Raw genomic sequence first — 24,472 nt, forward strand, 5'->3', positions numbered from 1 at the left:
ACGTTATGATAAGAGAAATCAAAAAGGACAGGGCGGGAGTGATCCCGTATGTACTTTATTTCATATATACTGTTTATATGGTAGTGGCAGCAGTTTATTTAAAATGGCCAAGCTGGGTAGCTGCGGTGATAATTTGTGGGCTTTTGGCGAGTATCGGACTTCGGATGCTGACAGGACGGTACAGCAGACTGGCGAAGTTATTTTGTTCTGTTATGATATGGATGAATATTATTTTATATACGGTATTCACGGACGGTTCGTCTCTTACCATGGCAACAGTAGCAGCAAGTGTTGTGATGTTGTCTCTTTTTGATCTGATCGAGATCAATTATATTTCGTTGGTAGCAACGATCTTTTTGTTTTGTCTTGATACATTCCTGTTAGATAAAGTAAGTTATGATAATCCGATACGGGAAATGGAATTTTTTATGCAGTTTTTTGCGATCATTATTCTCGAGATCATGGAAAATAAACAGTTAAAAAACCGTATACAGCATGATATGGAATTCAATGAGACAATGCGTGAACTCGAGGATGCCAAACAGGCAAAAGATGATTTTATGGCAAATATTTCGCATGAGATCCGTACACCGTTAAATTCTATCATCGGAATCGGATCAGAATTACTGGATGCGAAAGTGGATGATACGACAAAGGAACAGCTGTATGATATTACAGTTGCGGGCAGGAATCTGATGTCTTTGGTATCAGATATCCTGGATTTTTCAGAACTTGAAAATGACACGATGGAGCTGGTGGAAGAACCATATAACATTACGTCTGTGATCAATGATGTGGTTAACATGGCACATGTGTGGAATAAAGAAAAGAATCTTGAGATCATTGTGGATTGTGAGGCGGATATTCCGAATAACCTGCTTGGAGACAGTCAGAAAATATATCGCATTATCTTAAATCTCATCAACAATGCGATCAAATTTACAGATGCCGGTGGTGTCATTTTGTTTGTCGGCGCCCGCAAGGAATCATACGGCATCAATCTTATGGTAAAGGTGAAAGATACCGGAATCGGGATGAGCGAAAAAAATATAGATGCACTGGAAAACACATACAATCAGGTAGATACGACCCGTGACCGGCGTGCGGGGGGCATTGGCTTAGGTCTTGCAATCTCACGTAAAATGATTGCAAAAATGAATGGACATATGCATATTGAGAGTGTTCCTGATGCAGGGACGACGGTTTCTATTATCATTCCACAGAGAGTACTGACGGATATGCCGCTTGTATCCGTGCGTGATGCCGGAGATAAAAAGATCATTTTTTATATGGATCTCGAAAGATACCGTTTCGGACAGCTTCGTGACGGATATCTTGAATGTATACAGAGGATGGTCGATCAGCTTCATGTAGATGCCGTGCGCTGTTCGACCATGCATGAACTAAAAAACCGCATCGATCATGAAAATTATCAGTTTTTGTTTGTTGCGGATGTCGAATATTTTATAGATCAAAGTTATTTTGACAGCCTGACTGCAAAAATGAAAGTTGTTGTCATGGCAAACAGGGATTGTGATCTGCAAAAAATCGGACCGGAAGTTCTGCTTATCTATCGCCCGATGCATGTATTCTCGGTTGCAACCATTTTGAATGGAGAAAAACTTCAGCAGGACGCATACGACGAACGGTGGCATCATGACAGATTCCGTGTAAAAGGAGCCAAAATTCTTGCAGTGGATGACAGTGCCATGAATTTAAAAGTTGTTTCAAGTCTGTTAAGCCATTATGGCATCACGATCGATACGGCATTGAGCGGTAGTGAGGCAATTGATAAAATCAGTGACAGAAGCTATGATCTCGTGTTTATGGATCATATGATGCCGGAAATGGATGGCGTGGAATGTATGCACAGGATTCATGAATTACCGCGGTTCCGTGAACGGAAAATACCGATCATTGCACTGACAGCCAACGCCATAGGCGGAGCCAGAGAGATGCTGATCAGGGAAGGATTCGATGATTTTGTTGCGAAACCGATTGAAAAATCTGCGATGGAACGTGTCCTTCGCAAATATTTAAGCATGTTTATTGAAAAAGATACGGGAGAGGAACAGGTTACCTGCAAGACAGAAGAAAACAGTGGATTATCCGGACAATTCAAAGAAGGAGGGAAAGAATTTGAGGCTGCAGGAATTGACCGCCGGCTTGGGCTTTCCTACTTTGACAATAATGAAGCGGATTATATGGAGATCGTGCAGTGTTTTTATGAACAGGGAAGAAGTCAGATCCAGACATTACAGGAGCTGTATGATAAAAAAGACTGGGAAAATTATAAGATCAATGTACATTCCCTGAAAGGACAAAGTCTTACGATCGGTGCAAAAGAGCTTTCAAAAAGGGCAAAGAGGATGCAGGAGGCATGTGAGCATGGGGATGAAAATTATATCATACAAAACCATACGGAGCTGATCGCAGACTACTGTTCGATCCTTGATGGGCTGTCTAAGTATGTGACGGTGGGGGAAGAAAAAAATCCAGTGCAGAAACTATCGGCAGCAATCGACAATTTTGACCAGGCAGAGGCAATGAAGCTGTTAGAGATGATAAAAAATGAGACGGGCAGTTCGATGGCGGATTCGGATGCACAGTTGATCGCTGATATGGAAGCCCAGATTGAACTGTTTGATTTTATCAGTGCTGCGGAAACATTAAAAAAATGGGGAGGTGCGGACAATGAGTAAGCTGAGTGACAGAATTATCCAGGTACTGATCCGGAAAGATGTTTCAATTCATGCACAGTTATTCCGCTTTATGTCGCTGCTTGGAACGATCGCGATGGCAGTGGGGGGAGTTTATACGCTTGCCGAGGGAATGGAGATAAAAAATGTCGCAGCATTATTTGCCGGGGCGCTTTTTATGGGCATGCTTTTCTGGGCAGGAAATAAATTCCAGCAATATGATCTCTGTTCTTTCATTCTGATGTCAGGGCTGAATGGAATTTTTCTTCCAGTTACGTTTCTGCGCTCCGGAGGCTTAAAAAGCGGTATGCCGCTTTGGTTTGTTCTTGGTTTCATCTCGCTTTTTTTCCTGCTGCGGGGGAAAAGTCTTGCCGCGGGAACTGTTATAACGATCATTGCGGATGCGTATTGTTTTTACACTGCATATGTTCATCCGGAACGGATCACTTATATGGAATCGGAATCTGTAGTTTATGGGGATATTATCGTGAGTGCGGTCATAACCATCTTTCTGACCTGTGCGTTTATGTTTATCCAGATCACACTCTCTGAATATCAGAGAAAAGAAAATGAAAAGCAGCAGGCGGAGTTAGTTGCCGCAATGAATACACAGAGCCGTTTCCTTGCAAATATGAGCCATGAAATCCGTACGCCGATCAATACGATCATAGGATTAAATGAAATGACACTTCGGGAGGAGAATCTGTCAGACGATATTATTGAGAATGCCAATAATATCCAGAGTGCAAGTAAGATGCTTTTGTCCCTGATCAATGATATTTTAGACCTGTCCAAAATTGAGGCGGGGAAAATGGAAGTTGTTCCGGCGCGTTATGAGACAGGAGAATTATTCAGTGAAATTGTAAACACGACCTGGATCCGTGCACATGAGAAAAATCTGGAATTTTGTGTCAATGTATCTGAAAAACTGCCATCCATGCTTTATGGCGACGAGATGAGGATCAAACAGGTTTTAACCAATATTTTAAGTAATGCGATCAAGTATACGCAAAAGGGATCCGTCACGCTGTTTGTGGAGAGTGAGCAGACGGGAGCGGACGAAATCCTTTTAAAAATGGCTGTGATCGATACCGGTATGGGAATCCGTCAGGATGATATGAAATACCTGTTTGACAGTTTTAAACGGGTCAATGAAGGCAGCACAAAAGGAATCGAGGGAACAGGCCTTGGACTTTCTATCTGCAGCCAGCTTGTAAATCTGATGGGTGGTCAGATCACGGTTGACAGTATTTATCAGAAAGGTTCTACATTTACGATTACGATTCCACAGAAAATTGTAAATGCCACGCCGCTTGGAAATCTCAATTATAATAGTTCATCAAGACATCAGAGATCCTCCTATAAAAAGAGTTTCGAAGCACCGGAAGCAAAAGTTCTTGTTGTGGATGACAATGATATGAATCTGCTTGTCGCTAAAAAACTGCTTCGGGAAACCAAAGTCCAGCTTGCATTGGCGCATAGTGGAATGGAATGTCTGAAGCTGACGGCAAAAAATAATTACGATGTGATTTTTATGGATCACATGATGCCAGAGATGGATGGTGAAAAAACCATGGATCTGGTGCGCAACCAGCAGGGTGGATTCTGCCGCAAAACGCCGATTATTGCGCTGACTGCCAATGCAATGTCTGGTGCAGAAGAAAAGTATCGTAAAATGGGATTTTCTGATTATCTTGCGAAACCGATCAATGGAATCCTTTTTGAGGCAATGCTTCTCCGTTATCTGCCAAAAGAGCGCATTGAATATATGATCGATCCGGATGAAGTCAGTGAGATGGACGGATTCCGTATTCTGGGCCAGAAGAAAAAGCAAAGGCTGATCGTCAGCACGGACAACGTTGTGGATCTGCCGAATGATGTGATCCGGCAGCTTGGAATACCGGTCATGCATTATTTTGTAAATACGGAATATGGGCATTACGAGGATATGGTGGAAATCCATTCAGACAGTCTGCTGTCTTATATTGAAAAAGATCAGTATGCTAAGTCGGAAGCACCGACAGTCGGGGAATATGAGACATTTTTTGGAAATCTGCTTGAGGAGGCGGAACAGGTACTGCATATCAGTATTGCTTCAGGATCCGGAAAGGGATTTGAGAATGCAAGCCAGGCGGCAGCCGGATTTTCCCATGTGCAGGTGTTTGATTCCGGTCATTTGTCGAGTGGTACAGGCCTGATGGTTATGCATGCGGCGAATATGGTGCTGAAAAATAAGGATCTGGATGAAGTATTACAGAGTCTGGAAGCAATACAGCCTAAAATACAGACAAGCTTTATTTTAGACAGTTCGAAACAGCTTTACCGCAGTGGACTTTTAAATAAGCAGGTATGGAAAATGACAGAGATGCTGCAGTGTCATCCGGTTCTGGCATTGCACAAAAAGAAAATTGTACCGGCAGCGATCTTTTTTGGAAATACACAGGATGTTTATAAAAAATATATACACGCGCAGATGGCGCGATGGTCGCCGATTGATCAGAAAGTCTTATTTATAACATCTGCGGGTTGTTCGAAAGAGACGAAAGATATGATTTTAGAGGAAGTGCAAAAGTATAAAAAATTTGATCAGATCTACATGCAGGAGGCATCAGCAGCGATTACAAGTAACTGTGGAGCCGGCTGTTTTGGACTTATTTATATGCTGCAGTAAAATTTGGTCTGAAAAACAGTATTGACATTTTAAGAAAGCGTGTTATACTCAGACACATAAAAATAGAATATGATCTTCAGGGCAGGGTGTGATTCCCTACCGGTGGTATAGCCCACGAGCCGTAAGGCATGATTCGGTGTAATTCCGAAGCCGACAGTATAGTCTGGATGAAAGAAGATATGGATAAGCAGGATTTAAAGGATCGTTTTAAACGGTTGGTAAGATAATGCATACATGGCTCTGAAATAGTTTTATTTCAGAGTCTTTTTATTTGTGACAATAGAATGTTCGCGGAGCGCGTATTTTATTGCTGCAAAAATTAGATATCCTGCCGGATATCAGAAACGGAAAAAAGTTTCGCATGGTATCCCGGTTTTTAAAATATGTCATTTTAGAAATCCCTAAAATCCGGTTTTAAGAAGCTCTGAACGATCGTGTTCAGAGCTTCTTTTTATGGCAATAGAATATTCCCGGAGCGTGTATTCTATCGTCATGAAGCAACAGAGATTGCAGATTTTATCTTGCAGGAAAGGGAAGGTATTCATGCAGCAGGAAAGATATATGCGCCGGGCAATGGAACTTGCAGAGCTTGGCAGAGGATGGACAAAGACAAATCCGGTGGTCGGTGCGGTTCTTGTAAAAGAGGACAGAATCATCGGGGAAGGCTATCATAAAAAATTTGGCGGACTTCACGCAGAGCGGGAAGCGCTGGCGGATTGCAGGAGCAGGGGAGAGGATCCGGCAGGAGCAGATCTTTATGTGACATTAGAACCGTGCTGCCATTACGGGAAAACGCCTCCGTGTACACAGGCGGTCATAGAAGCCGGGATCAGCCATGTGTTTGTTGGGGCGGAAGACATCAATCCGCTTGTGGCGGGAGCCGGGATCCGGCAGTTAAGGGAGCAGGGCATCCTGGTGACGGAAGGAGTTTTACAGGAGGAATGTGAGTACCAAAATCGGGTATTTTTTCATTATATCCAGACAAAACTGCCCTATGTGCGGATGAAATATGCGATGACACTGGATGGAAAAATAGCGTCGGCATCCGGAAAATCGCAATGGATCACCGGAGAGGCGGCAAGAGAACAGGTACACCGCATGCGGCATGAAATGACCGGAATCATGGTTGGGGCAGGCACGGTAATCGCGGATGATCCAATGTTAAACTGCCGTCTGCCGCAGACAAAAGACCCGGTCAGGATCGTCTGTGATACGACATTGCGGATACCGCTTAAGAGCCGGATCGTGCAGACTGCAGAGGAGCAGAATACCATCATTGCAACCTGCTGTCAGGATGAGGCGAAGATCAGGGAATATCAGAAATATGGATGCCGGATCATAGTGACAGAACATGCGGATGGAAAAGTGGATTTAAAAGAACTGATGCGGCAGCTCGGAGCAGACGGGATCGAGAGCGTATTGCTTGAGGGCGGTGCCATGCTGAACTGGTCGGCGTTAGAAGCCGGGATCGTCAATGAGGTGTATGCGTATGTGGCACCGAAACTGTTTGGCGGAGCAGATGCCAAAAGTCCGGTTGCAGGAATAGGCGTGGATTATCCCGATGACGCGTATTGCCTGGTCAGTCAGAGGGTACAGCAGGTGGGGGAGGACATTCTGATCGCCGGGGAACTGAAAAATAAATGAGAGGGAAACAGATACATAAGGTTTTGAACATACCGTAAAAAGCAGGGAGGGGAGAAAACTTGTTTACAGGAATTGTGGAAGAGGTCGGAAGGATCATAACAGCAGACCGGAAAGGCAATTCTGCCAGACTGAAAATAGAGGCAGAAAAAGTATTAGAGGATATCAAAATTGGTGACAGCATTGCCGTAAATGGAATCTGTCTTACAGTGACATCTTTTGGAAAAAACTATTTTACCGCCGATGTAATGCACGAAACGCTGCGGAGGTCATCGATTGGAGAAGCAGCGGCGGGAAGTCCGGTGAACCTGGAACGTGCGATGGCGGCAAACGGCAGATTTGGCGGTCATATCGTGACAGGACATATTGACGGAACCGGAACGATCTGTGAGGTCAAATCAGACGAAATCGCGATTTGTTATTCCATGAAAGCACCGGAGAAGATCATGCACTACATTGTTGAAAAGGGTTCTGTCGCGGTGGATGGGATCAGCCTTACGGTTGCAAAAACGACACAGACGAGTTTTATGGTGTCTGTCATCCCGCATACGGCGCAGTGTACGGTTCTTGCACACAAAAAGGCGGGGGATACGGTAAATCTGGAAAATGACTGTATCGGGAAGTACATTGAGCATTTTTTGAACCGGAAGAAAGAAAAAACAACGGAGAGTAAGATCACGAAGGAATTTTTACTTTCCAACGGATTTTGAAAGGAAGAAGTATAATGAGGAAATTTGATACAGTGGAACAGGCATTGGAAGAATTGAAAAAAGGAAAAATTATTCTTGTGACAGATGATGAAGACCGTGAGAATGAAGGGGACTTTATCTGCGCGGCAGAGTTTGCAACGACAGAAAATCTGAATTTTATGGCGACATATGGAAAAGGGTTGATCTGTATGCCGATGTCAAAGGAGATTTGTGAAAGATTAAAACTCCCGCAGATGGTGGCAGACAATACAGACAACCATGAGACCGCATTTACCGTATCGATCGATTATGCCGGTACAACGACCGGAATTTCGGCGGAGGAACGCGGCATGACAGCAAGGCACTGCATCAGTGAGGATGCAAAACCGGAAGACTTTCGCAGACCGGGACACATGTTTCCTCTGCTTGCAAAAAAGAATGGTGTGTTAGAACGTAACGGTCATACAGAAGCGGTCGTTGACCTGATGCGTCTTGCGGGCTTAAAAGAATGTGGACTGTGCTGTGAAATCATGCGTGAGGACGGAACAATGATGCGTACAACAGAACTCATGGAACTTGCAGAAAAATGGAATATCTGTTTTATCACGATCGCGGCAATTCAGGAGTACCGCAAAAAACATGAGAAACTGGTAGAGTGCGCAGCAGTCGCAAAACTCCCGACAAAATATGGAGAATTTAAAGCGTATGGTTATCAGAATATTTTAAACGGGGAACATCATGTTGCGCTGGTAAAAGGTGAGATCGGAGACGGAGAGGATGTGCTGTGCCGTGTACACTCCGAGTGCCTGACGGGAGATGTATTCGGATCCCTTCGGTGTGACTGCGGGGAACAGCTTGCTGCGGCAATGGAACAGATCGAAAAAGAAGGCCGCGGAATCCTGCTTTATATGCGGCAGGAGGGAAGAGGCATCGGGTTACTGAACAAGCTGCGCGCCTATACATTGCAGGAGGAAGGAATGGATACGTTAGAGGCGAACCTTGCGCTCGGTTTTGCAGGGGATGAGCGGGAGTATTACATTGGAGCACAGATCTTAAAAGATCTCGGAGTAAAAACACTGCGGCTTCTGACCAATAACCCGGATAAAGTTTACCAGTTGAAAGATTATGGCATGGAAATCAAAGAGCGCGTGCCGATCCAGATGAAGGCGACACCGTATGATCTGTTTTATCTGCGGACAAAACAGGAAAAGATGGGGCATATGCTTCGTTTTGAATAAGAGGATAAATATAATATTAAGTATCTATGGTATCAACCTGACATCAACATTATAAAAAAGGAGATAAAAAAATGAACGTTTTAGAAGGAAAATTAACAGGGGCAGAGGACATTAAGATTGGGATCGTGGCAGCGAGGTTTAATGAATTTATCGTGTCAAGACTGATCGGGGGTGCACTTGACGGGTTGAAGCGCCATGATGTACCGGAGGAGCAGATTGATCTGGCATGGGTGCCGGGGGCATTTGAAATACCGGTGATCGCAGAGAAGATGGCGGCAAGCGGAAAGTATGATGCGGTGATCTGCCTTGGGGCAGTGATACGCGGGGCAACGAGCCATTATGATTATGTGTGCAGTGAAGTTTCCAAAGGGATTGCAAGTGTTTCCTTACAGAGCAAAATTCCGGTTATGTTTGGCATCCTTACGACAGACAATATTGAACAGGCAATCGAGCGTGCCGGAAGCAAGGCGGGAAATAAGGGATATGAATGCGCTGTGGGTGCGATCGAGATGGTGAATCTGATGCGTGTAATGGAAAAGTAAAGAAGAGACCAGGCGGGGCCAGATGTTTCTGGATTCTAAGCTGCCTTAAAAATGGTTCGTTCCAGGATTCTAATTAAAAGGGAGCATCCCAAAGTTTGTGTAAACCTCCAAACTGATGTAAGATAAAATTACTCAGCTTGGAGGTTATTTTTATGGCAAGAAGAAAAGACAGCCCACAAAAAGCAGCAATGAGAGAAATTTGAAGAGCGTCTGAACGGACGCAACCTGTAAAACCAGCTTGTTTTGGGCAGGTCTTATTGACATGCCCAAAAACTCCTGTATAATGCAGATATGGGCAGAATCCGGAAAATCGACTCTGCCCATTTGTAACTATTCACAAATCTTATATCAGTTTTTAGCGTTTACACAAAACTTGAAACGGTCTCGGGGCTGTCAAACTATCTGATTAAAATCAGCAGTGTCTCAGCTCCTTTTTTATAGATTTTTCTATATCTTGAATGATTGCAAAACTGTATTACTGACTCAAGGTTCGAACCACATCCTTATATCGTTCCGATTTGCTTACTTTATCCTCTTTTGTGACACCGTAATATCTGTATATATCTTTATAGATACTCTGAAAGTTTTTAACCACCTTTTTATTTCCACCAGCCCCACCGCCAATATATGCATATTTTTTTTCGATAACAATATACATGGTATCATTGATATCATCAAATGCTTTTTTGAATTTATGAAAGTCAATATCAAATTCTGTCGAAGGGATTTCCATTGCCCTCTGCATTCGCTCCTCGCTTTGCCTGATATAAGCCTCCACATCTTTTGGCGATTCGCTCTTTAATTTAGGACATGCAGTAGATTCTCCTAATAATTCTGGAGCATATTGAATGATAAAAGAGGCTCTCATCTGCTGATATTCTTCTGGAAATTCTTCAGCATCCTTATCGACTTCAGCAAACCTATATCTATTTACGATATACTCTATTACTTCATCCAAACTATGACTTTCACATGAAAGGGTTTTATCCACATAGAACCGCTTAATTTTATTTTTTGCTCTTTGAATTTTCTGTTTTAGAGTAAGTTTTGCATTTTTCTTAAAAAAAATGGAGGTCGGTCCATCGGCTCCTCCAATAACAGAAACTGCGCTCGCGCTTTTTTTCATAAACACCTGTCCTATTCAAAATAAAATTTATCATCCTAATAAACTGGAATTTACGATACCTTATACATATCGTTTTTATAAAACATTATTGCATCTTTTTTATTTGCATTTTTTAAGACAATAAAAACATTATATACATCGGGAAATGGCGAAACCATACCCATACATGACATGCCAAACATTAGTCCATTTAGTTCTCTATATTCTGCCGGACTAACAATAAAAATCAATAATGGTATTATTCCAAGCACAAATGGTAATAGGCACATTACAATAAACCTTCTTCGCTTCAGAGGATATGATGCTAATGCAACAAATGATATCTTACCCGTTATTTTACCTATCGTAACCAGTGCGTTTCTCGGATAGACAATCCCATGTAACCACTCGTGTATCACCAAACAAATATACCCCAGGCAAAAACCAATCAAAATAAATACATGCGAAATAACAACTGTCTTGTTCATAACTGTTTTACACAGCATCGTTACAAACATTAAAATACATAATACCGCTGCAATAGGTGCCGCTTTTTTCATCATCTCTTCAATGCTCTGAGGTGTTTCTATTTTAACAGCATTCTTTGGTAAAATACCTGTCTGATACTCACTTATATCTTCAATAGACATTTTTAATTTTATCATTACCAATTCACCTCCAAAAAGAGTAACAAACTCCGATTGTTGCTTACATTATACTTCGTCCATCTCTCTAAGGACAGTGGGATGTTGTGATGAAAGTGAAAGAGATCGCTTACCTGTCAGACAATTCATCTTACTATATTTTTTGCACGATAAATTTACTGATTTAATATCTCTGCAATCGTGTTTGGTGCATATTTATTGAGTTCATGTCCTGCATTTGGAACGATGTGCAAAGTAGCTTGGGGTAGCAATTCTTTTAGCCTTTTAGAAGCCTTTAGATTGGTAGTATCCTTTTTGCCACACAAAATTGTTACTGGACAACGAATATTATTTAATTGCAAAGTAAAATCCAATGACCGCATAGAGTGAGCCAATTTTATGGTGCTGCTTTTTGATAGTCCCATACTTTCAAAAACCTTGTTTGGCATACAACGGAAGATAAGATTTTGAAAATCTATCAGTAAACTTGGAACTTTATATTGTGCGCCAATCAAAACCAGCGAATCCACTTTTTCCTCATGTCGAATAGCAAAATCAATCGCAAGAAGCGCACCTAACGAAAGACCGCAGATACGAAGCGGCTCTTTTACTTCTGAATACCGCTGTTCTAAATCACCCAAAATCTGCGAATAGGATATTTCATCTTCTGTTGAAGAAAAAAGTTCTGGGCAATCGACATCAGAAATTGATAGTTGTTGGACTACTTTTTTCCAGTCCTGTGCAGTTTGTCCCAACCCATGTAAAAAAACAGTTTTCATTAAACGCCTCCTAAGCTCAAGATAACCATCAATGCACAAACAAACTTGAATTTACTTGCTTTTCTTCTCTTTGCTGCGTCTCACTAATGCGATAAATAGTTCAATGACTCCGCCACATAGCCATATGATACCTAACGCAATATTTTCTGCCCAGAACCAAAACGGTGACATAACAATCCATGTAATCGCTAAAATAAAAATTCCCCTACTGCTCATGATTTTCCTCCTGAAACTCCGATTTATTGATTCCATTTTAACACAGGATATAATGTAATCAAAATTATTTTACAAAAAAACAAGCCCAATAGCAGCATCTTGCCACATATCGGACTTGTCTGTTATTTTGATTTTTTAATAAAGCTATCTGCCAAGTGTGTCAGAGATATTTTCGGAAGATTTCACTTCAGTACTTTCAGAGGATTTCATTTCTGTACTTTCAGAGGATTTTACCTCAGTGTTCTCAGACGATTTCACTTCAGTACTCTCAGACGATTTTACCTCCGTATTTTCGGACGATTTTACCTCCGTATTTTCGGACGATTTTACCTCCGTATTTTCGGACGATTTCACTTCCGTGCTTTCAGAAGATTTCATATCTGTCTTTTCCGAAGAAGGCATGTTCAGATTCCATGTGGATGCAGGGACTGGTACTTCGGTTGTTTCGGTCGGATCTTCTGTCTCTGTCTCATGGATCACATCCGGATCCTCATAGACAACCTCGTCTGCTCCGGCACGAAGCAGGATTCCTTTTGAACCGAGGACATTGACACTGATCGTATCGCCATCTTTTACGTTATCCAGACTTGTTGTTACCAGTGCAGAAGAAATATAGTTAGTAGGAACTTTCTCACCATTTACAAATATCTTTGCATTCTTGGTAAATCTTGAACCGTAAACAGCCAGGATATTGCGGTCAGAATTTTTGCGGATATTGGAGATTGTGACATCTTCCACATCCATTTGAAGGTCGGTAGCAGGATAGAGATCTTCGCCGCTGTAAGTATATCTTTTGCCGTAAAGTAAATCATACTGCAGATTCTCAAGACCATTTAAGTATGTCTCGGAATTGCGCTGTGTCTGATGATAACTAAACATGGTTCCTTCGTGGATACCTGCCTGATCTGTGATCTGGGAGAGAAGCTGGTATGCTGTAAGATCAGCATCCTCTTTTGGAAGTCCCATGTTATTCCAGGTGATGTATTTTGTCTTGAAAATATCACCGGATTTCATATCAGAATCAGAAAGTCCCATGGTAGGAAGATGATCACCGAACATAACAACGATGGTATCTTCACCGCGGCGGTCAACAGCAGTGATCAGGTCACCGATGAAATCATCTACTTCATGGATCATATTTACATAATATTCCCACTGATTGTTTGATTCCTCTGTGGCTGCGCCGGAAACTTTGATTGCCGGATCTGTTAAGATCTTTTCGGTCGGGTAATCACCGTGACCTTCTACAGTGATCGTGTATACAAAATCGGACTGGTCTTTTGTGGAGTCTAAAGCCTTTACCGTTTCCTGAACTAAGATATCGTCAGTTGGCCAGTTGCCATTTGGAGTGTACTGTGTGATGTTCATTAACTCCTTACTGGTGAAAGTATCAAATCCCATCATGGAAAAAGCATTGTTTCTGCTGTAGAAAGTAGCGGTATTGTTGTGTACTACATGTGTGCCGTAACCGATCTTTGACAGGTCAGATGCGATACTCTCACAGTCCGTCTGTTTTAAGATGGTTTTGTAAGGGTACTCACCGGTTCCGAAATACTGCATGCTCATACCGGTTAAAACTTCAAATTCTGTGTTTGCCGTACCTGCGCCGACAACCGGAACAGTGAGATATCCGGTGGAGTAATTGCTCTCTAAATTGTGAAAATTCGGGATCGGATCTTCGGACATATTTAAAAAGTTTACTTCGTAAGGATCTGTGAATGACTCTAACAGTACACAGATGATATTCGGTTCGCTGCCTTTAGAAACAGTGGTCTGTTCTTTGGAAGAATTAACCAGAGTTTCGATCGCATCGACCGTTTCCTCAGAATAATCATCCGGTTTGCTCATACCACGGCCAACCACACTGGTGGAAAAACCGTATACAAAACCATAATCGGCATAACCCTGAGCGATATTGGAAAAATAGGAAGCAAGGATGTTAGAACCCTGTGCAGCCTGTGTTGTGATCGGAAGTCCGACTAAAAGTAAAGAAGCGATCGCAACCGGACCTAATACAAAATGACGTTTTCCCTGATATTTTGGCCCTTTTGCAAAAAAGAAACCTAGAAATACGAAAAATGCAACGACAACGCCAACGACAAGAGTTGCCTCTTCTGCGGTAAAGTAGTTTGTGTTCTGCATTGCGAACAGATCAGAGATACATTTTAAATCGGTATAGCTGAAAGGTGTAACACGGTTTGAAAGAATCAGACCGTTGATCGTACCAAGGAACAGCCACAAACCGCTGATCAGTACACGCAGCTGTGCCCTGCACCGGAACAGATATACGATCGAGAGCGAAGCAAATACGATAAATGCGTTGTAAAGGTAAGCTAGTGTGTGATTATGTAAGAAAGAGATGGTAGAAAGGAAATCTCTTCTTGAAATCACTTCAATTGCGAACGTCAGCACGCATGCTAAAATAAAATGAAATACTAAGGAATATTTGTTTAAAAATGCAATCATTTTATAATATTTTTCGCTGTGCGGTTTTTTCTTTGGTAATTTTGAGCGGATAAGAGAAATCTTATCAAGACAAAACTGTAATTTTTCTTTCATAGTGACCTCCCAAAGTTTCATGTAATATCAAACTGTCTATCTGTAAACGGAAATGCTGTCATTTCCAGTATTTTGTAAAAGGTGTGTAAAAATCTTATTTTTGACACTAAGAGAATATATCGCTTCTCAGGTAAAAAATCAATCGGAAAGATGAATAAAAAAGAATGAACAATCTGTGTTTTTCTATGGAATATGAATAAAAAATGAACAAAATATGTCCAAAACAGGCAAAAACAGGAAGAAAATAGGGATTGCATGTGTGCAGAAGTTCTATTTATAATAAGGAAAGAAAATAAATAGAGCAGTCACAGATATAGGAAGACGCTGTCTGTACAGGCATGTGGAGACAGCAGTGTAGGAAAATGTTGAATTGGGAAAGGAGCGCTGCGTATGGGTGAGTTTACACATTTCAATAAGGAAGGAAATGCTGTCATGGTAGATGTTCATGCGAAGGATGACACCTACCGTGTGGCGGTGGCAGCCGGGAAAATATATGTCAATGAGGAGGTATATGCGGCAATCAAGGGACACACCGCAAAAAAAGGAGACGTCCTTGGAGTGGCGCGTATTGCCGGGATCATGGCGGCGAAGAAAAATTCGGAACTGATCCCTTTGTGTCATATCATCGCATTGACGGACTGTGAGATCCGCTATGAGATGCATGATGAGGAGCATTCGATCGAAGCATTTTGTAAAACGTCCTGTATCGGGAAGACCGGTGTGGAGATGGAGGCAATGACAGGCGTGAGTGTGACGCTATTGACCATTTACGATATGTGCAAGGCGATGGACCGTGGAATGCGGATTACTGATATTCATCTGATGGAGAAGGATGGCGGCAAGAGCGGGCATTATGTGTGTGAAGAATCATGCAGCGATTGAAAGCTGTGTCAAAGATTTCTGAAAGACAAAATATACAATGTTGTGTTAGAACAGGACGAAAGGAAAACATGATATGGACAATAAATATACAGTAGGAATTATAACAGCAAGCGATAAGGGTTCCAAAGGAGAGCGTGAGGATATCAGCGGAAGAAGGATCAGAGAGATTCTCCCGGCAGAAAACTACGAGGTCGTATCCTGTAAAGTGCTGCCGGATGAGCAGGAAGAATTGGAACAGGAAATGATCCATCTTGCGGATGAATGTAAATGCAATCTGATCTTAACGACAGGCGGGACGGGATTTTCCATGCGGGATGTGACACCGGAGGCAACGCTTGCGGTTTGTGACCGGAATGCACCCGGAATTGCTGAGGCAATCCGCGCCTACAGCATGACGATCACAAAACGCGCCATGTTAAGCCGTGGTGCGAGTGTGATCCGTGGACAGTCACTGATCGTAAATCTGCCGGGCAGTCCGAAGGCGGTGGAGGAGAGCCTGACTTATATCTTAGATTCGTTGGAACATGGGATGGATATCCTGTTAGGGAGAGATGGGGAGTGTGCACGGAGATGATAACGCTCTTTAGGCTGGAAAGCACCTGAAATGCATAGAGTTCTTCGCTGAATAATATCTTTTCATTCTCTGGGAATAATGTTATACTTAAGAAAAAATAACGAGGGCGTTACAGGAGTGATCCGTAATGTCCTTTTTTGTGGAACGGAATATCAGAACAGAAAGGCTGGAAATAACTATGATTACAGTAAATGCAATGGGAGATACCTGCCCGATTCCGGTAGTAAAAACAAAAAATGCAATTAAAGAGCTTAATGGTGCAGGTGTTGTGGAGACACTGGTGGACAATGAGATCGCAGTTCAGAACCTGACAAAGATGGCAAACCAGAAAGGTTATGGCGTAAAGTCAGAAAAGATTTCAGACGGACAGTATAAAGTGACGATGGAGATCGGGGAAGAGGCGGCAGCAGGGAACACAGCACTGTCGGCAAACGATGCGGCAGAGACAGAAAAAGAAGAAAACTGTGCTCCAAATGCGATCCATGGAAACACGGTTGTTGTGATCTCCGCAGATCATATGGGTGAGGGCGATGAAGAACTTGGAAAAGTACTTATCAAAGGATTTATTTATGCACTCACAGAGCAGGATGTGCTGCCACAGACAATACTTTTTTATAACGGAGGTGCAAAGCTGACCTGTGAGGAGTCGCCGACGTTAGAGGATTTAAAATCATTAGAGGCACAGGGAGTAGAGATTTTAACCTGTGGAACATGTCTGAATCACTATGGTCTTACGGACAAACTTCAGGTGGGAAGTGTAACGAATATGTATGTCATCGCTGAAAAAATGACACAGGCAGGAAACATTGTAAAACCATGATTTATCTGGATAATGCGGCAACTACATTTCCAAAACCACCGGAAGTGGAACATGCCGTCATGGCGGCATTTCATACAATTGGAAATGCAGGAAGAGGAGCGCATGCGGCAACACTGGATGCGTCGAGGATCATTTATGGAACCAGAGAGCGGCTTGCAGAGTTATTTCATGCGGAGGATGCATCTCGTATTGCGTTTACCGCCAATGTGACAGAGTCGTTAAACATTGCAATCCAGGGATTGTTTGAACCGGGAGATCATGTGATCACGTCAGTCTGTGAACATAATTCGGTATTGCGTCCATTGTATCTGATGGAGCAGCGCGGTGTGAAAGTAACCTATCTTCCGGCAGATTCTAAGGGGCGGATCGCATACGATGAACTGGAAAATGCATATGAGCCGGAAACGAAAGCGGTTGTAATCATGCATGCGTCAAATCTGACTGGAAATGTGACAGATTTAGAGCAGATTGCAGCATTTACACAAAAGCATCATTTGCTGTTTGTCGTTGATGCCGCCCAGACGGCGGGAGTCCTTCCAATCGATGTGCAGAAACAAAATATCGATGTACTCTGTTTTACCGGTCATAAAGGATTATTTGGTCCACAGGGAACCGGAGGCATTTATGTGCGAAAAGGTGTGGAAATCCGGCCGCTTTTCGCAGGAGGAACCGGAGTCCAAAGTTACAGCAGAACACAGCCAAAAGAAATGCCGACTCTGCTTGAAGCGGGAACTTTAAACGGACATGGAATCGCCGGATTGTATGCGGCTTTGGGATATCTGCAAAAGACCGGTATTGATAAGATCTACGGGCGTGAAATGGCGCTGGCAGAGCGTTTTTATAACGGCGTCAAAGACATTTCCGGGGTAAAGATTTATGGAGATTTTACAACAAAAAACAGAGTGGCAGTTGTCACATTAAATATCGGAGATATAGATTCCGGCAGTGTGAGCGACTGGCTCTGGGAGGACTATGAGATCGCCGTCCGCGCCGGTGCGCACTGTGCCCCACTGATGCATGAAGCACTTGGAACAAAAGCGCAGGGGGCGGTAAGGTTCAGCTTTTCCCATTTAAATACGGAAGAGGAAGTGGATACTGCAGTGAAAGCTGTGAGGGAGATCGCGGCGGGATAAGATTTGAAGAAAAAAGCTGCATGGACAGGCAGGATTGCGTATCTGTGAAGATGAACTTATTTTTGAGTGCAATAATTTTTTGGAGGCGTGCAGATGGAACAGCAGAAAGACGAAAAAATCATATTTTGCAAGGGTGGCGGCTGCACCGCAAAGCTTGGAGCAGGGATTTTGAGCAGGGTGTTAGAGCGTCTGCCTAAAGGACCGGCGGATGAGAATCTGTTGATCGGCTACGATAGCAAGGATGATGCGGCAGTTTACCGTATCTCTGATGATACGGCGATCGTACAGACGCTCGATTTTTTTCCGCCGATGGTGGATGATCCATACACTTTTGGTAAAATTGCTGCGGCAAATGCGCTCAGTGATATCTATGCGATGGGCGGCGAGGTAAAAACGGCGTTAAATATCGTATGTTTTCCTGAGAGCATGGATCTGAATGTTTTGGGGGAGATCATGCGCGGGGGATCAGAGAAAGTCATTGAAGCTGGTGGAACGCTTGCGGGTGGTCATTCGATCGCTGATGCGGATGTGAAATATGGACTTTCTGTTATGGGAACCGTGCATCCGGATAAGATTTATCCCAATAATCAGGGAAGACCGGGGGATAAATTGATCCTGACCAAAAAACTTGGCGTCGGGATCGTCTGTACTGCAAACCGCGTGAAAGAGGCATCGGACGCGGCGATGGAACAGGCGGTTGCATCCATGACTATGTTAAATAAATCAGCTTCCCATATCTGCCATTCGTATGAGATCCACGCATGCACGGATGTGACAGGATTTGGATTTTTAGGACATCTGCATGAAATGATGGATGGAAAATTGTCCTGCCGTATTTTTGCAGATCAGATCCCGGTCATAAAGGAAGCGCTCGATTACGCGGATGAGTTTTTACTGACGGCAGCAGGACAGAAAAACCGCAATCATGTAGGCGAATTTGTATCATTTGAAAATGTATCGTTTGCCATGGAGGAAGTGCTGTTTGACCCGCAGACTTCCGGAGGACTTCTGATCGCGGTGGAAAGCCAGCAGGCGGAAGCGCTTTTCGAGGAATTAAAACAGGCGGGACATCCGGTAGCCATTGTTGGAGAGATCATTCCAAAAGCAGAAAAAGAAATTTATGTTGGTGTGCTGTAAAAAATATTTTTAATTCATAGGAAATTACGTCCTATGTAAAAAGCCCTCCGGGCGGGATGCGCATTTCGCGGAGCAGAAGTTAGCTGTAAACAGCACCGCTCGAGCGCGAAAGAGTCGCAAGCGACTCTTTATTACAAGAAAAATCGAGAAAAAATTCCGGTATAAATATATGAGAGAAAAGAAAAATTACAGGATTATTACGTTTCATACAACTTCAGCGGCGATGGCAATGGAAAAATACTGCGGGGAAAATCATATCAACGGACGTCTGATTCCTGTGCCAAGGCAGCTTTCTGCAGACTGCGGTCTTGCGTGGCGGATGGAACCGGCAGAATATGAACAGAAAAAAGAGCAGATCCATACATTTGGAATCGAAACAGATCAGAGTGTTGAACTGGTGATTTGAGGGATTGCCTGAGAAAACAGGAGTGTTTAAAAGAGGGAAAATACATGAGACAGAAACCATTCATCATAGTAAGAGGCGGCGGTGATCTTGCCACCGGAACCATTCACAGACTCTGGGCGGCAGGATTTCCGGTACTGGTGTTAGAGACAGACCACCCGGCGGCGATCCGCCGTCAGGTAGCCGTCTGTGAGGCAGTTTATGAGGGCAGCGCCATGGTAGAGGGCATGGAAGCAGTGCTGATCAAAGATACTGCAGAGGCAAAAAAAGTGATCGATACCGGGAAAGTCCCATTGATTGTAGATCCGGATGGAGCAAGTATTACGGCATTAAAACCGGATGTGGTCGTAGATGCGATCTTAGCCAAGAAAAATCTTGGAACGAACCGTTCTATGGCACCGCTCACGGTGGGATTAGGTCCTGGATTTACGGCGGGGGTAGATGTCGATATCGTCATCGAGACCATGCGTGGGCATAACCTTGGTCGAATTATCCGTGAGGGATCAGCCATTCCAAATACCGGAATCCCAGGCAATATTGGCGGTTATACGGCAGAGCGTGTGATTCATGCGGGAGCGGAAGGAATCCTTTATAATGTGCACAAGATCGGTGATATCGTGGAGCAGGGCGAAGAAATCGCCTATATCGCGGATGAAAAAGAAAACCGCAGATATTCCGTGACCGCCACGATACCTGGCATTATCCGTGGACTGATCCGTGATGGATACCCGGTTACAAAAGGCTTTAAGATCGCGGACATTGATCCACGTAAAAGTGAGCTGTCAAATTGTTTCACCATTTCGGATAAAGCACGCTGCATTGCGGGCAGTGTGCTTGAGGTTGTCTGCGCATTTGGCAGTAATATTTTATCATAAAAACAGAAAGGGGCATACGCTTCATGAAACTGATAAAAACAGAAGATGCGGTCGGTCAGGTTCTCTGCCACGACATTACCCAGATCATTAAAGGTGTCACAAAAGATGCGGTTTTCCGCAAGGGGCACATTATCACGGAGGAAGATATCCCGGTACTTCTGAGTGTCGGAAAAGATCATATTTACATCTGGGAAAAAGATGACACGATTCTTCATGAAAATGAAGCAGCGCAGATCCTTTATGAGATGTGTAAAAACGACCATATGCATCCGTCAGATGTTAAGGAGGGAAAAATTGAGCTGATTGCAGACTGCAACGGACTGTTAAAAGTTGACAAAGAAAAATTGAAAAAGGTGAACAGCTTCGGTGAAATGATGATCGCCAGCCGCCACGGAAATACACCGGTGAAGGCGGGGGACAAGCTTGCAGGAACCAGAATTATTCCACTTGTCATCAAAAAAGATAAAATGGAACGTGTAAAAGCAATTTGTGCGGATGCCCCGATTTTTACATTAAAGCCATTCCATAAGAAAAAAGCTGCGATCATCACGACCGGAAATGAGGTTTATCATGGAAGGATCGAAGATACTTTTACACCGGTCATCCGGGAAAAGCTGGCAGAATATGATACAGAAGTCATTTTTCATGAAACTTTTGATGATGATAATCAAAAGATTACGGATGGATGTCTTGCGGCGATCGAGGCAGGGGCAGATCTTGTGATCTGTACCGGAGGCATGAGTGTTGATCCGGATGATAAAACCCCGCTTGCCATCAAAAACACGGGGGCAGAGATCATTTCTTACGGTGCACCGGTACTGCCTGGAGCGATGTTTCTGATTTCCTATTACAACGGAAATGTTCCGATCCTTGGTCTGCCGGGCTGCGTGATGTATGCAAAGCGCACAATCTTTGATCTGGTACTGCCACGCATTATGGCTGATGATAAAGTGACAGCAGAAGAGCTTGCGGCGCTTGGAGAAGGGGGACTCTGCCTAAACTGTGACCACTGTATTTACCCGAATTGTGGATTTGGAAAGGGCTGGTAAACGAGTCTATGAAAGATAAGGCAGGCAGGGAGATCGACTACTTGAGAATCTCCATTACCGACCGCTGTAATCTGCGTTGTAAGTATTGTATGCCGGGTGATATAGAGACGACAGATATGGAAAATCTGCTGACCTACGAGGAGATCGTTCAGGTGACAGAGACGGCGGCAGCACTTGGAATCCGGCATATCCGCCTGACTGGCGGGGAACCGTTAGTGCGCCGCGGCTGTGTGGATCTGGTAGAAAAAATAAAAAATGTTTCCGGTATTGAAACGGTTGGAATGACCACAAATGGGGTTCTGCTTGCAGAGTATGCAAAGGCTTTGAAAGAGGCTGGACTGGACAGTGTGAATGTCAGTCTTGATACTTTGGATGAAACAGAATTTCAAAGACTGACGGGACGGGATGAATTAAATGCAGTGTTGGCAGGAATCAATGCTGCAAAAGAAGCACAAATTCCGGTAAAGATTAATACCGTGCATTATCAGCATCTTGACTGGAAATCTATTCTTGATTATACAAATAGAGTGCAGATTCCGGTGCGTTTTATCGAGATGATGCCGATCGGGTATGGGGCAGCGTATACTGGAGGCTCCAATGAAGAATTGTTTCGGCAGATCGAGGAGTGCTATGGGAATGTATCAGAAGCCGGAACTGTGAGAAGCAGGGAAGGCGAAAAATATAGTGCAGATATCCGGGATTTGTCGTACACGGAAGAGAAGCAGCAATCCGGAAAACATGGCGCAGGTCCTGCAGCTTACTACCGTTTTCCGGGATTAAATATGGATGTCGGTTTTATCAGTGCCATGCATCATAAATTCTGCAGATCCTGCAACCGCATCCGGCTCACTTCGGAAGGATATTTAAAACTATGCCTCTGTTATGAAAAAGGCGTTGATTTAAGAGCCGTTCTCCGGGATCCGGGGAAAAAACAGACATTGCAGGAAGTGATGAAAAAGGCAATTTTTGAAAAACCAGCGGAGCATTGTTTTGAACAGGTCTCTGAAATGACAGAGCACAATGCAATGGTGCGTATTGGTGGATAATGCAACGGAGTGAATTGATTTACAATGAAAATGCAGGTAGAAATGTAATTCTGACGAGAATGGGTGAAATTAATTATAATTAAATGAAAAACACCCAAAATACGCAATGAAATGAGTGGAAAATGGCAGAAATGGGCGAAAAATACATGAACGAACTGCATTCGCCCAATCGACCGTAAATGAGCAGAATATGTAAGCAAAAATGGGTAGGAATATGTAGTAATATAGAGAAATCGCCCAATCACTGATATGAGAAACAAAAATTCCAAAGTATTTATAAAGGATTGAAAATACCTGCAATGAAACGGATGAAAAACATCAGAAAATGGAGCAATCATACATGGGAATCATAAAAGGAATTTGTATCAGCAAAGAAAGAGGAACAGAAAAGCATGAGGTGGCAGAAGCCGGGTTTGTCAAAGACTGGGGCATCCAGGGCGATGCACATGCAGGAAAATGGCACAGACAGGTCAGTCTGCTTTCCTTTGAAAAAATAGAAGAATTTCGTACAAAAGGTGCAGACGTTGCGTTCGGAGCATTTGGAGAAAATCTGATCGTGGAGGGATATGATTTTAAGAATCTTCCGGTCGGTACGAGATTTCGCTGCGGAAAGGTGCTGCTTGAGATGACACAGATCGGAAAAGAATGTCACTCCCATTGCCAGATTTATCAGAGAATGGGAGAATGTATCATGCCACATGAAGGTGTTTTTGCAGTTGTGTTAGAAGGCGGCACGATTCATGTTGGGGATGAACTGCTGTTGCAGGAATCATGATGTGATAGAAATACAATATAAGGAGAATGCCCTATGAAAGAAATTGTGGAAGCTCTTAAGAAAAGGATCAGCGAAAATAAAAACAGTATGCTTGTCACTGTGGTAGCGGGACGCGGTTCAATCCCGCGAAAAGCAGGTGCCTATATGGTAGTCGGAGAGGATGGCAGAGTGACCGGAACGATCGGCGGTGGTAATCTGGAATACCAGGCAACGCTGATGGGACAAAAACTTCTCGCGGAAAAGAAAAATTATCTGCATGAGTATAATCTTGGTCAGGAAAAATCTGCAGAACTTGGAATGGCATGCGGCGGAAATGCGACAGTGCTGTTTTATTTTGTGGATGCCCGGGAAGATGCCGCATGGATCAGACAGATGGAAGAGGCAGAAGAAAAAAGAGAAGCATTCTGGATCCTGATGCCGTTAGAGGAAGGGAAAATAAAAATACTGCCAGAGTTTCAGACTTTTGCGCATCAGTCTGTGACAGAAATAGATGGAGCACGTTTCTATGCAGAACAGTTTTCTTATGATGGAAAAGTATACATTTTTGGGGGCGGGCATTTAGCGCAGGAACTTGTTCCGGTGTTGTCACATCTTGGTTTCAGATGCATTGTTTCAGATGACAGGGAAGAATTTACGAAGCCGGAACTGTTTCCGGGAGCGGAAGAGATACGGTTGATTGATTTTGGAAAACTGGAAGAAACATTTACGATTCACCCGGAGGACTACATTGTGGTCGTTACAAGAGGACATCTCTGTGATACAGATGCAGAACGCTTTGGACTGAAAACTCCTGCCGGGTACATTGGTGTTGTAGGAAGCAGGAAAAAGACAAAATTTGTCACCGATAAATTACTGGCAGAAGGATTTACCGAGGAACAGCTTGAGCGTGTGACAGCACCGATTGGAATTGAAATCGGAAGTGAAACTCCGGCGGAGATCGCGATCAGTATTGCAGCACAGCTTATTGAGGTGCGGTCTAAAAAGAAATGAAAAAA

General features: G+C 43.4%; 22 protein-coding genes and 1 riboswitch. Of the genes, 17 read left to right on the forward strand and 5 right to left on the reverse strand.

Annotated elements, in window-relative coordinates:
• Positions 1–5: 5 nt before the first annotated feature.
• The 6 genes from RIL182_RS01975 to ribH all read left to right on the forward strand — a co-directional run bounded on the left by RIL182_RS01975 (position 6) and on the right by ribH (position 9,480).
• Positions 6–2,702, forward strand: coding sequence for a hybrid sensor histidine kinase/response regulator (locus RIL182_RS01975; protein ID WP_242655565.1), 2,697 nt, complete (start codon positions 6–8; stop codon positions 2,700–2,702).
• Positions 2,695–5,370 carry a DegV family protein gene (locus tag RIL182_RS01980; RefSeq protein ID WP_006857202.1) on the forward strand — a complete coding sequence of 892 codons (2,676 nt, stop codon included), beginning with the start codon at positions 2,695–2,697 and terminating at the stop codon, positions 5,368–5,370. The genes RIL182_RS01975 and RIL182_RS01980 overlap by 8 nt, the downstream gene beginning before the upstream one ends.
• 68 nt (positions 5,371–5,438) lie before the next feature.
• Positions 5,439–5,553: riboswitch (FMN riboswitch) on the forward strand.
• 360 nt (positions 5,554–5,913) lie between these two features.
• Entirely contained in the window at positions 5,914–7,014 is a 1,101-nt protein-coding gene (gene ribD, locus RIL182_RS01985; protein ID WP_015559430.1) for a bifunctional diaminohydroxyphosphoribosylaminopyrimidine deaminase/5-amino-6-(5-phosphoribosylamino)uracil reductase RibD, read from the forward strand.
• A gap of 59 nt (positions 7,015–7,073) precedes the next feature.
• Positions 7,074–7,721 carry a riboflavin synthase gene (locus tag RIL182_RS01990; protein WP_044999012.1) on the forward strand — a complete coding sequence of 216 codons (648 nt, stop codon included), beginning with the start codon at positions 7,074–7,076 and terminating at the stop codon, positions 7,719–7,721.
• Between the two features lie 14 nt (positions 7,722–7,735).
• Positions 7,736–8,938 (forward strand): bifunctional 3,4-dihydroxy-2-butanone-4-phosphate synthase/GTP cyclohydrolase II, encoded by a 1,203-nt coding sequence (locus tag RIL182_RS01995; protein ID WP_006857204.1) that lies wholly within the window; start codon positions 7,736–7,738, stop codon positions 8,936–8,938.
• Positions 8,939–9,009: 71 nt separating this feature from the next.
• Complete coding sequence (ribH, locus tag RIL182_RS02000; RefSeq protein WP_006857205.1) at positions 9,010–9,480, forward strand: 6,7-dimethyl-8-ribityllumazine synthase; 471 nt, start codon at positions 9,010–9,012, stop codon at positions 9,478–9,480.
• A gap of 475 nt (positions 9,481–9,955) precedes the next feature.
• Here ribH and RIL182_RS02005 read toward each other — a convergent pair whose 3' ends face one another.
• The 5 genes from RIL182_RS02005 to RIL182_RS02020 all read right to left on the reverse strand — a co-directional run bounded on the left by RIL182_RS02005 (position 9,956) and on the right by RIL182_RS02020 (position 14,783).
• Complete coding sequence (locus RIL182_RS02005) at positions 9,956–10,606, reverse strand: hypothetical protein (RefSeq protein WP_006857206.1); 651 nt, start codon at positions 10,604–10,606, stop codon at positions 9,956–9,958.
• A gap of 50 nt (positions 10,607–10,656) precedes the next feature.
• Positions 10,657–11,250: a DUF3267 domain-containing protein gene (locus RIL182_RS02010; RefSeq protein ID WP_006857207.1), complete on the reverse strand. Its 594-nt coding sequence runs from the start codon at positions 11,248–11,250 to the stop codon at positions 10,657–10,659.
• A gap of 155 nt (positions 11,251–11,405) precedes the next feature.
• A complete protein-coding gene (locus RIL182_RS02015) occupies positions 11,406–12,008 on the reverse strand; it encodes an alpha/beta fold hydrolase (protein WP_006857208.1) in 603 nt (200 codons plus the stop codon).
• A 51-nt stretch (positions 12,009–12,059) separates the two neighbouring features.
• Complete coding sequence (locus RIL182_RS21075; protein ID WP_006857209.1) at positions 12,060–12,224, reverse strand: hypothetical protein; 165 nt, start codon at positions 12,222–12,224, stop codon at positions 12,060–12,062.
• A 144-nt stretch (positions 12,225–12,368) separates the two neighbouring features.
• Positions 12,369–14,783, reverse strand: a complete 2,415-nt coding sequence (locus RIL182_RS02020) for a sulfatase-like hydrolase/transferase (RefSeq protein WP_044999013.1) — start codon at positions 14,781–14,783, stop codon at positions 12,369–12,371.
• 390 nt (positions 14,784–15,173) lie between these two features.
• Here RIL182_RS02020 and moaC point away from each other — a divergent pair, with 390 nt between their 5' ends.
• The 11 genes from moaC to RIL182_RS02075 all read left to right on the forward strand — a co-directional run bounded on the left by moaC (position 15,174) and on the right by RIL182_RS02075 (position 24,467).
• Positions 15,174–15,665 (forward strand): cyclic pyranopterin monophosphate synthase MoaC, encoded by a 492-nt coding sequence (gene moaC, locus RIL182_RS02025; RefSeq protein ID WP_006857210.1) that lies wholly within the window; start codon positions 15,174–15,176, stop codon positions 15,663–15,665.
• A 73-nt stretch (positions 15,666–15,738) separates the two neighbouring features.
• Positions 15,739–16,239, forward strand: coding sequence for a MogA/MoaB family molybdenum cofactor biosynthesis protein (locus RIL182_RS02030; RefSeq protein WP_006857211.1), 501 nt, complete (start codon positions 15,739–15,741; stop codon positions 16,237–16,239).
• Positions 16,240–16,366: 127 nt separating this feature from the next.
• Positions 16,367–17,059, forward strand: coding sequence for a sulfurtransferase-like selenium metabolism protein YedF (gene yedF / locus RIL182_RS02035; RefSeq protein WP_006857212.1), 693 nt, complete (start codon positions 16,367–16,369; stop codon positions 17,057–17,059).
• Positions 17,056–18,192: an aminotransferase class V-fold PLP-dependent enzyme gene (locus RIL182_RS02040; protein ID WP_006857213.1), complete on the forward strand. Its 1,137-nt coding sequence runs from the start codon at positions 17,056–17,058 to the stop codon at positions 18,190–18,192. The genes yedF and RIL182_RS02040 overlap by 4 nt, the downstream gene beginning before the upstream one ends.
• Before the next feature lie 93 nt (positions 18,193–18,285).
• Entirely contained in the window at positions 18,286–19,329 is a 1,044-nt protein-coding gene (gene selD / locus RIL182_RS02045; protein WP_006857214.1) for a selenide, water dikinase SelD, read from the forward strand.
• A 169-nt stretch (positions 19,330–19,498) separates the two neighbouring features.
• A complete protein-coding gene (locus tag RIL182_RS02050; protein ID WP_006857215.1) occupies positions 19,499–19,735 on the forward strand; it encodes a DUF3343 domain-containing protein in 237 nt (78 codons plus the stop codon).
• Between the two features lie 44 nt (positions 19,736–19,779).
• Positions 19,780–20,607: a selenium-dependent molybdenum cofactor biosynthesis protein YqeB gene (gene yqeB / locus RIL182_RS02055; protein WP_044999015.1), complete on the forward strand. Its 828-nt coding sequence runs from the start codon at positions 19,780–19,782 to the stop codon at positions 20,605–20,607.
• 23 nt (positions 20,608–20,630) lie between these two features.
• Positions 20,631–21,656, forward strand: a complete 1,026-nt coding sequence (locus RIL182_RS02060) for a molybdopterin-binding protein (RefSeq protein WP_006857216.1) — start codon at positions 20,631–20,633, stop codon at positions 21,654–21,656.
• An 8-nt stretch (positions 21,657–21,664) separates the two neighbouring features.
• Positions 21,665–22,702, forward strand: coding sequence for a GTP 3',8-cyclase MoaA (locus RIL182_RS02065; protein WP_006857217.1), 1,038 nt, complete (start codon positions 21,665–21,667; stop codon positions 22,700–22,702).
• A 340-nt stretch (positions 22,703–23,042) separates the two neighbouring features.
• Positions 23,043–23,477 (forward strand): MOSC domain-containing protein, encoded by a 435-nt coding sequence (locus RIL182_RS02070; protein WP_015522501.1) that lies wholly within the window; start codon positions 23,043–23,045, stop codon positions 23,475–23,477.
• A gap of 33 nt (positions 23,478–23,510) precedes the next feature.
• Positions 23,511–24,467, forward strand: a complete 957-nt coding sequence (locus RIL182_RS02075; RefSeq protein WP_006857218.1) for an XdhC family protein — start codon at positions 23,511–23,513, stop codon at positions 24,465–24,467.
• Positions 24,468–24,472: the final 5 nt, after the last annotated feature.

Source organism: Roseburia intestinalis L1-82, assembly GCF_900537995.1.
Lineage (GTDB): Bacteria > Bacillota > Clostridia > Lachnospirales > Lachnospiraceae > Roseburia > Roseburia intestinalis.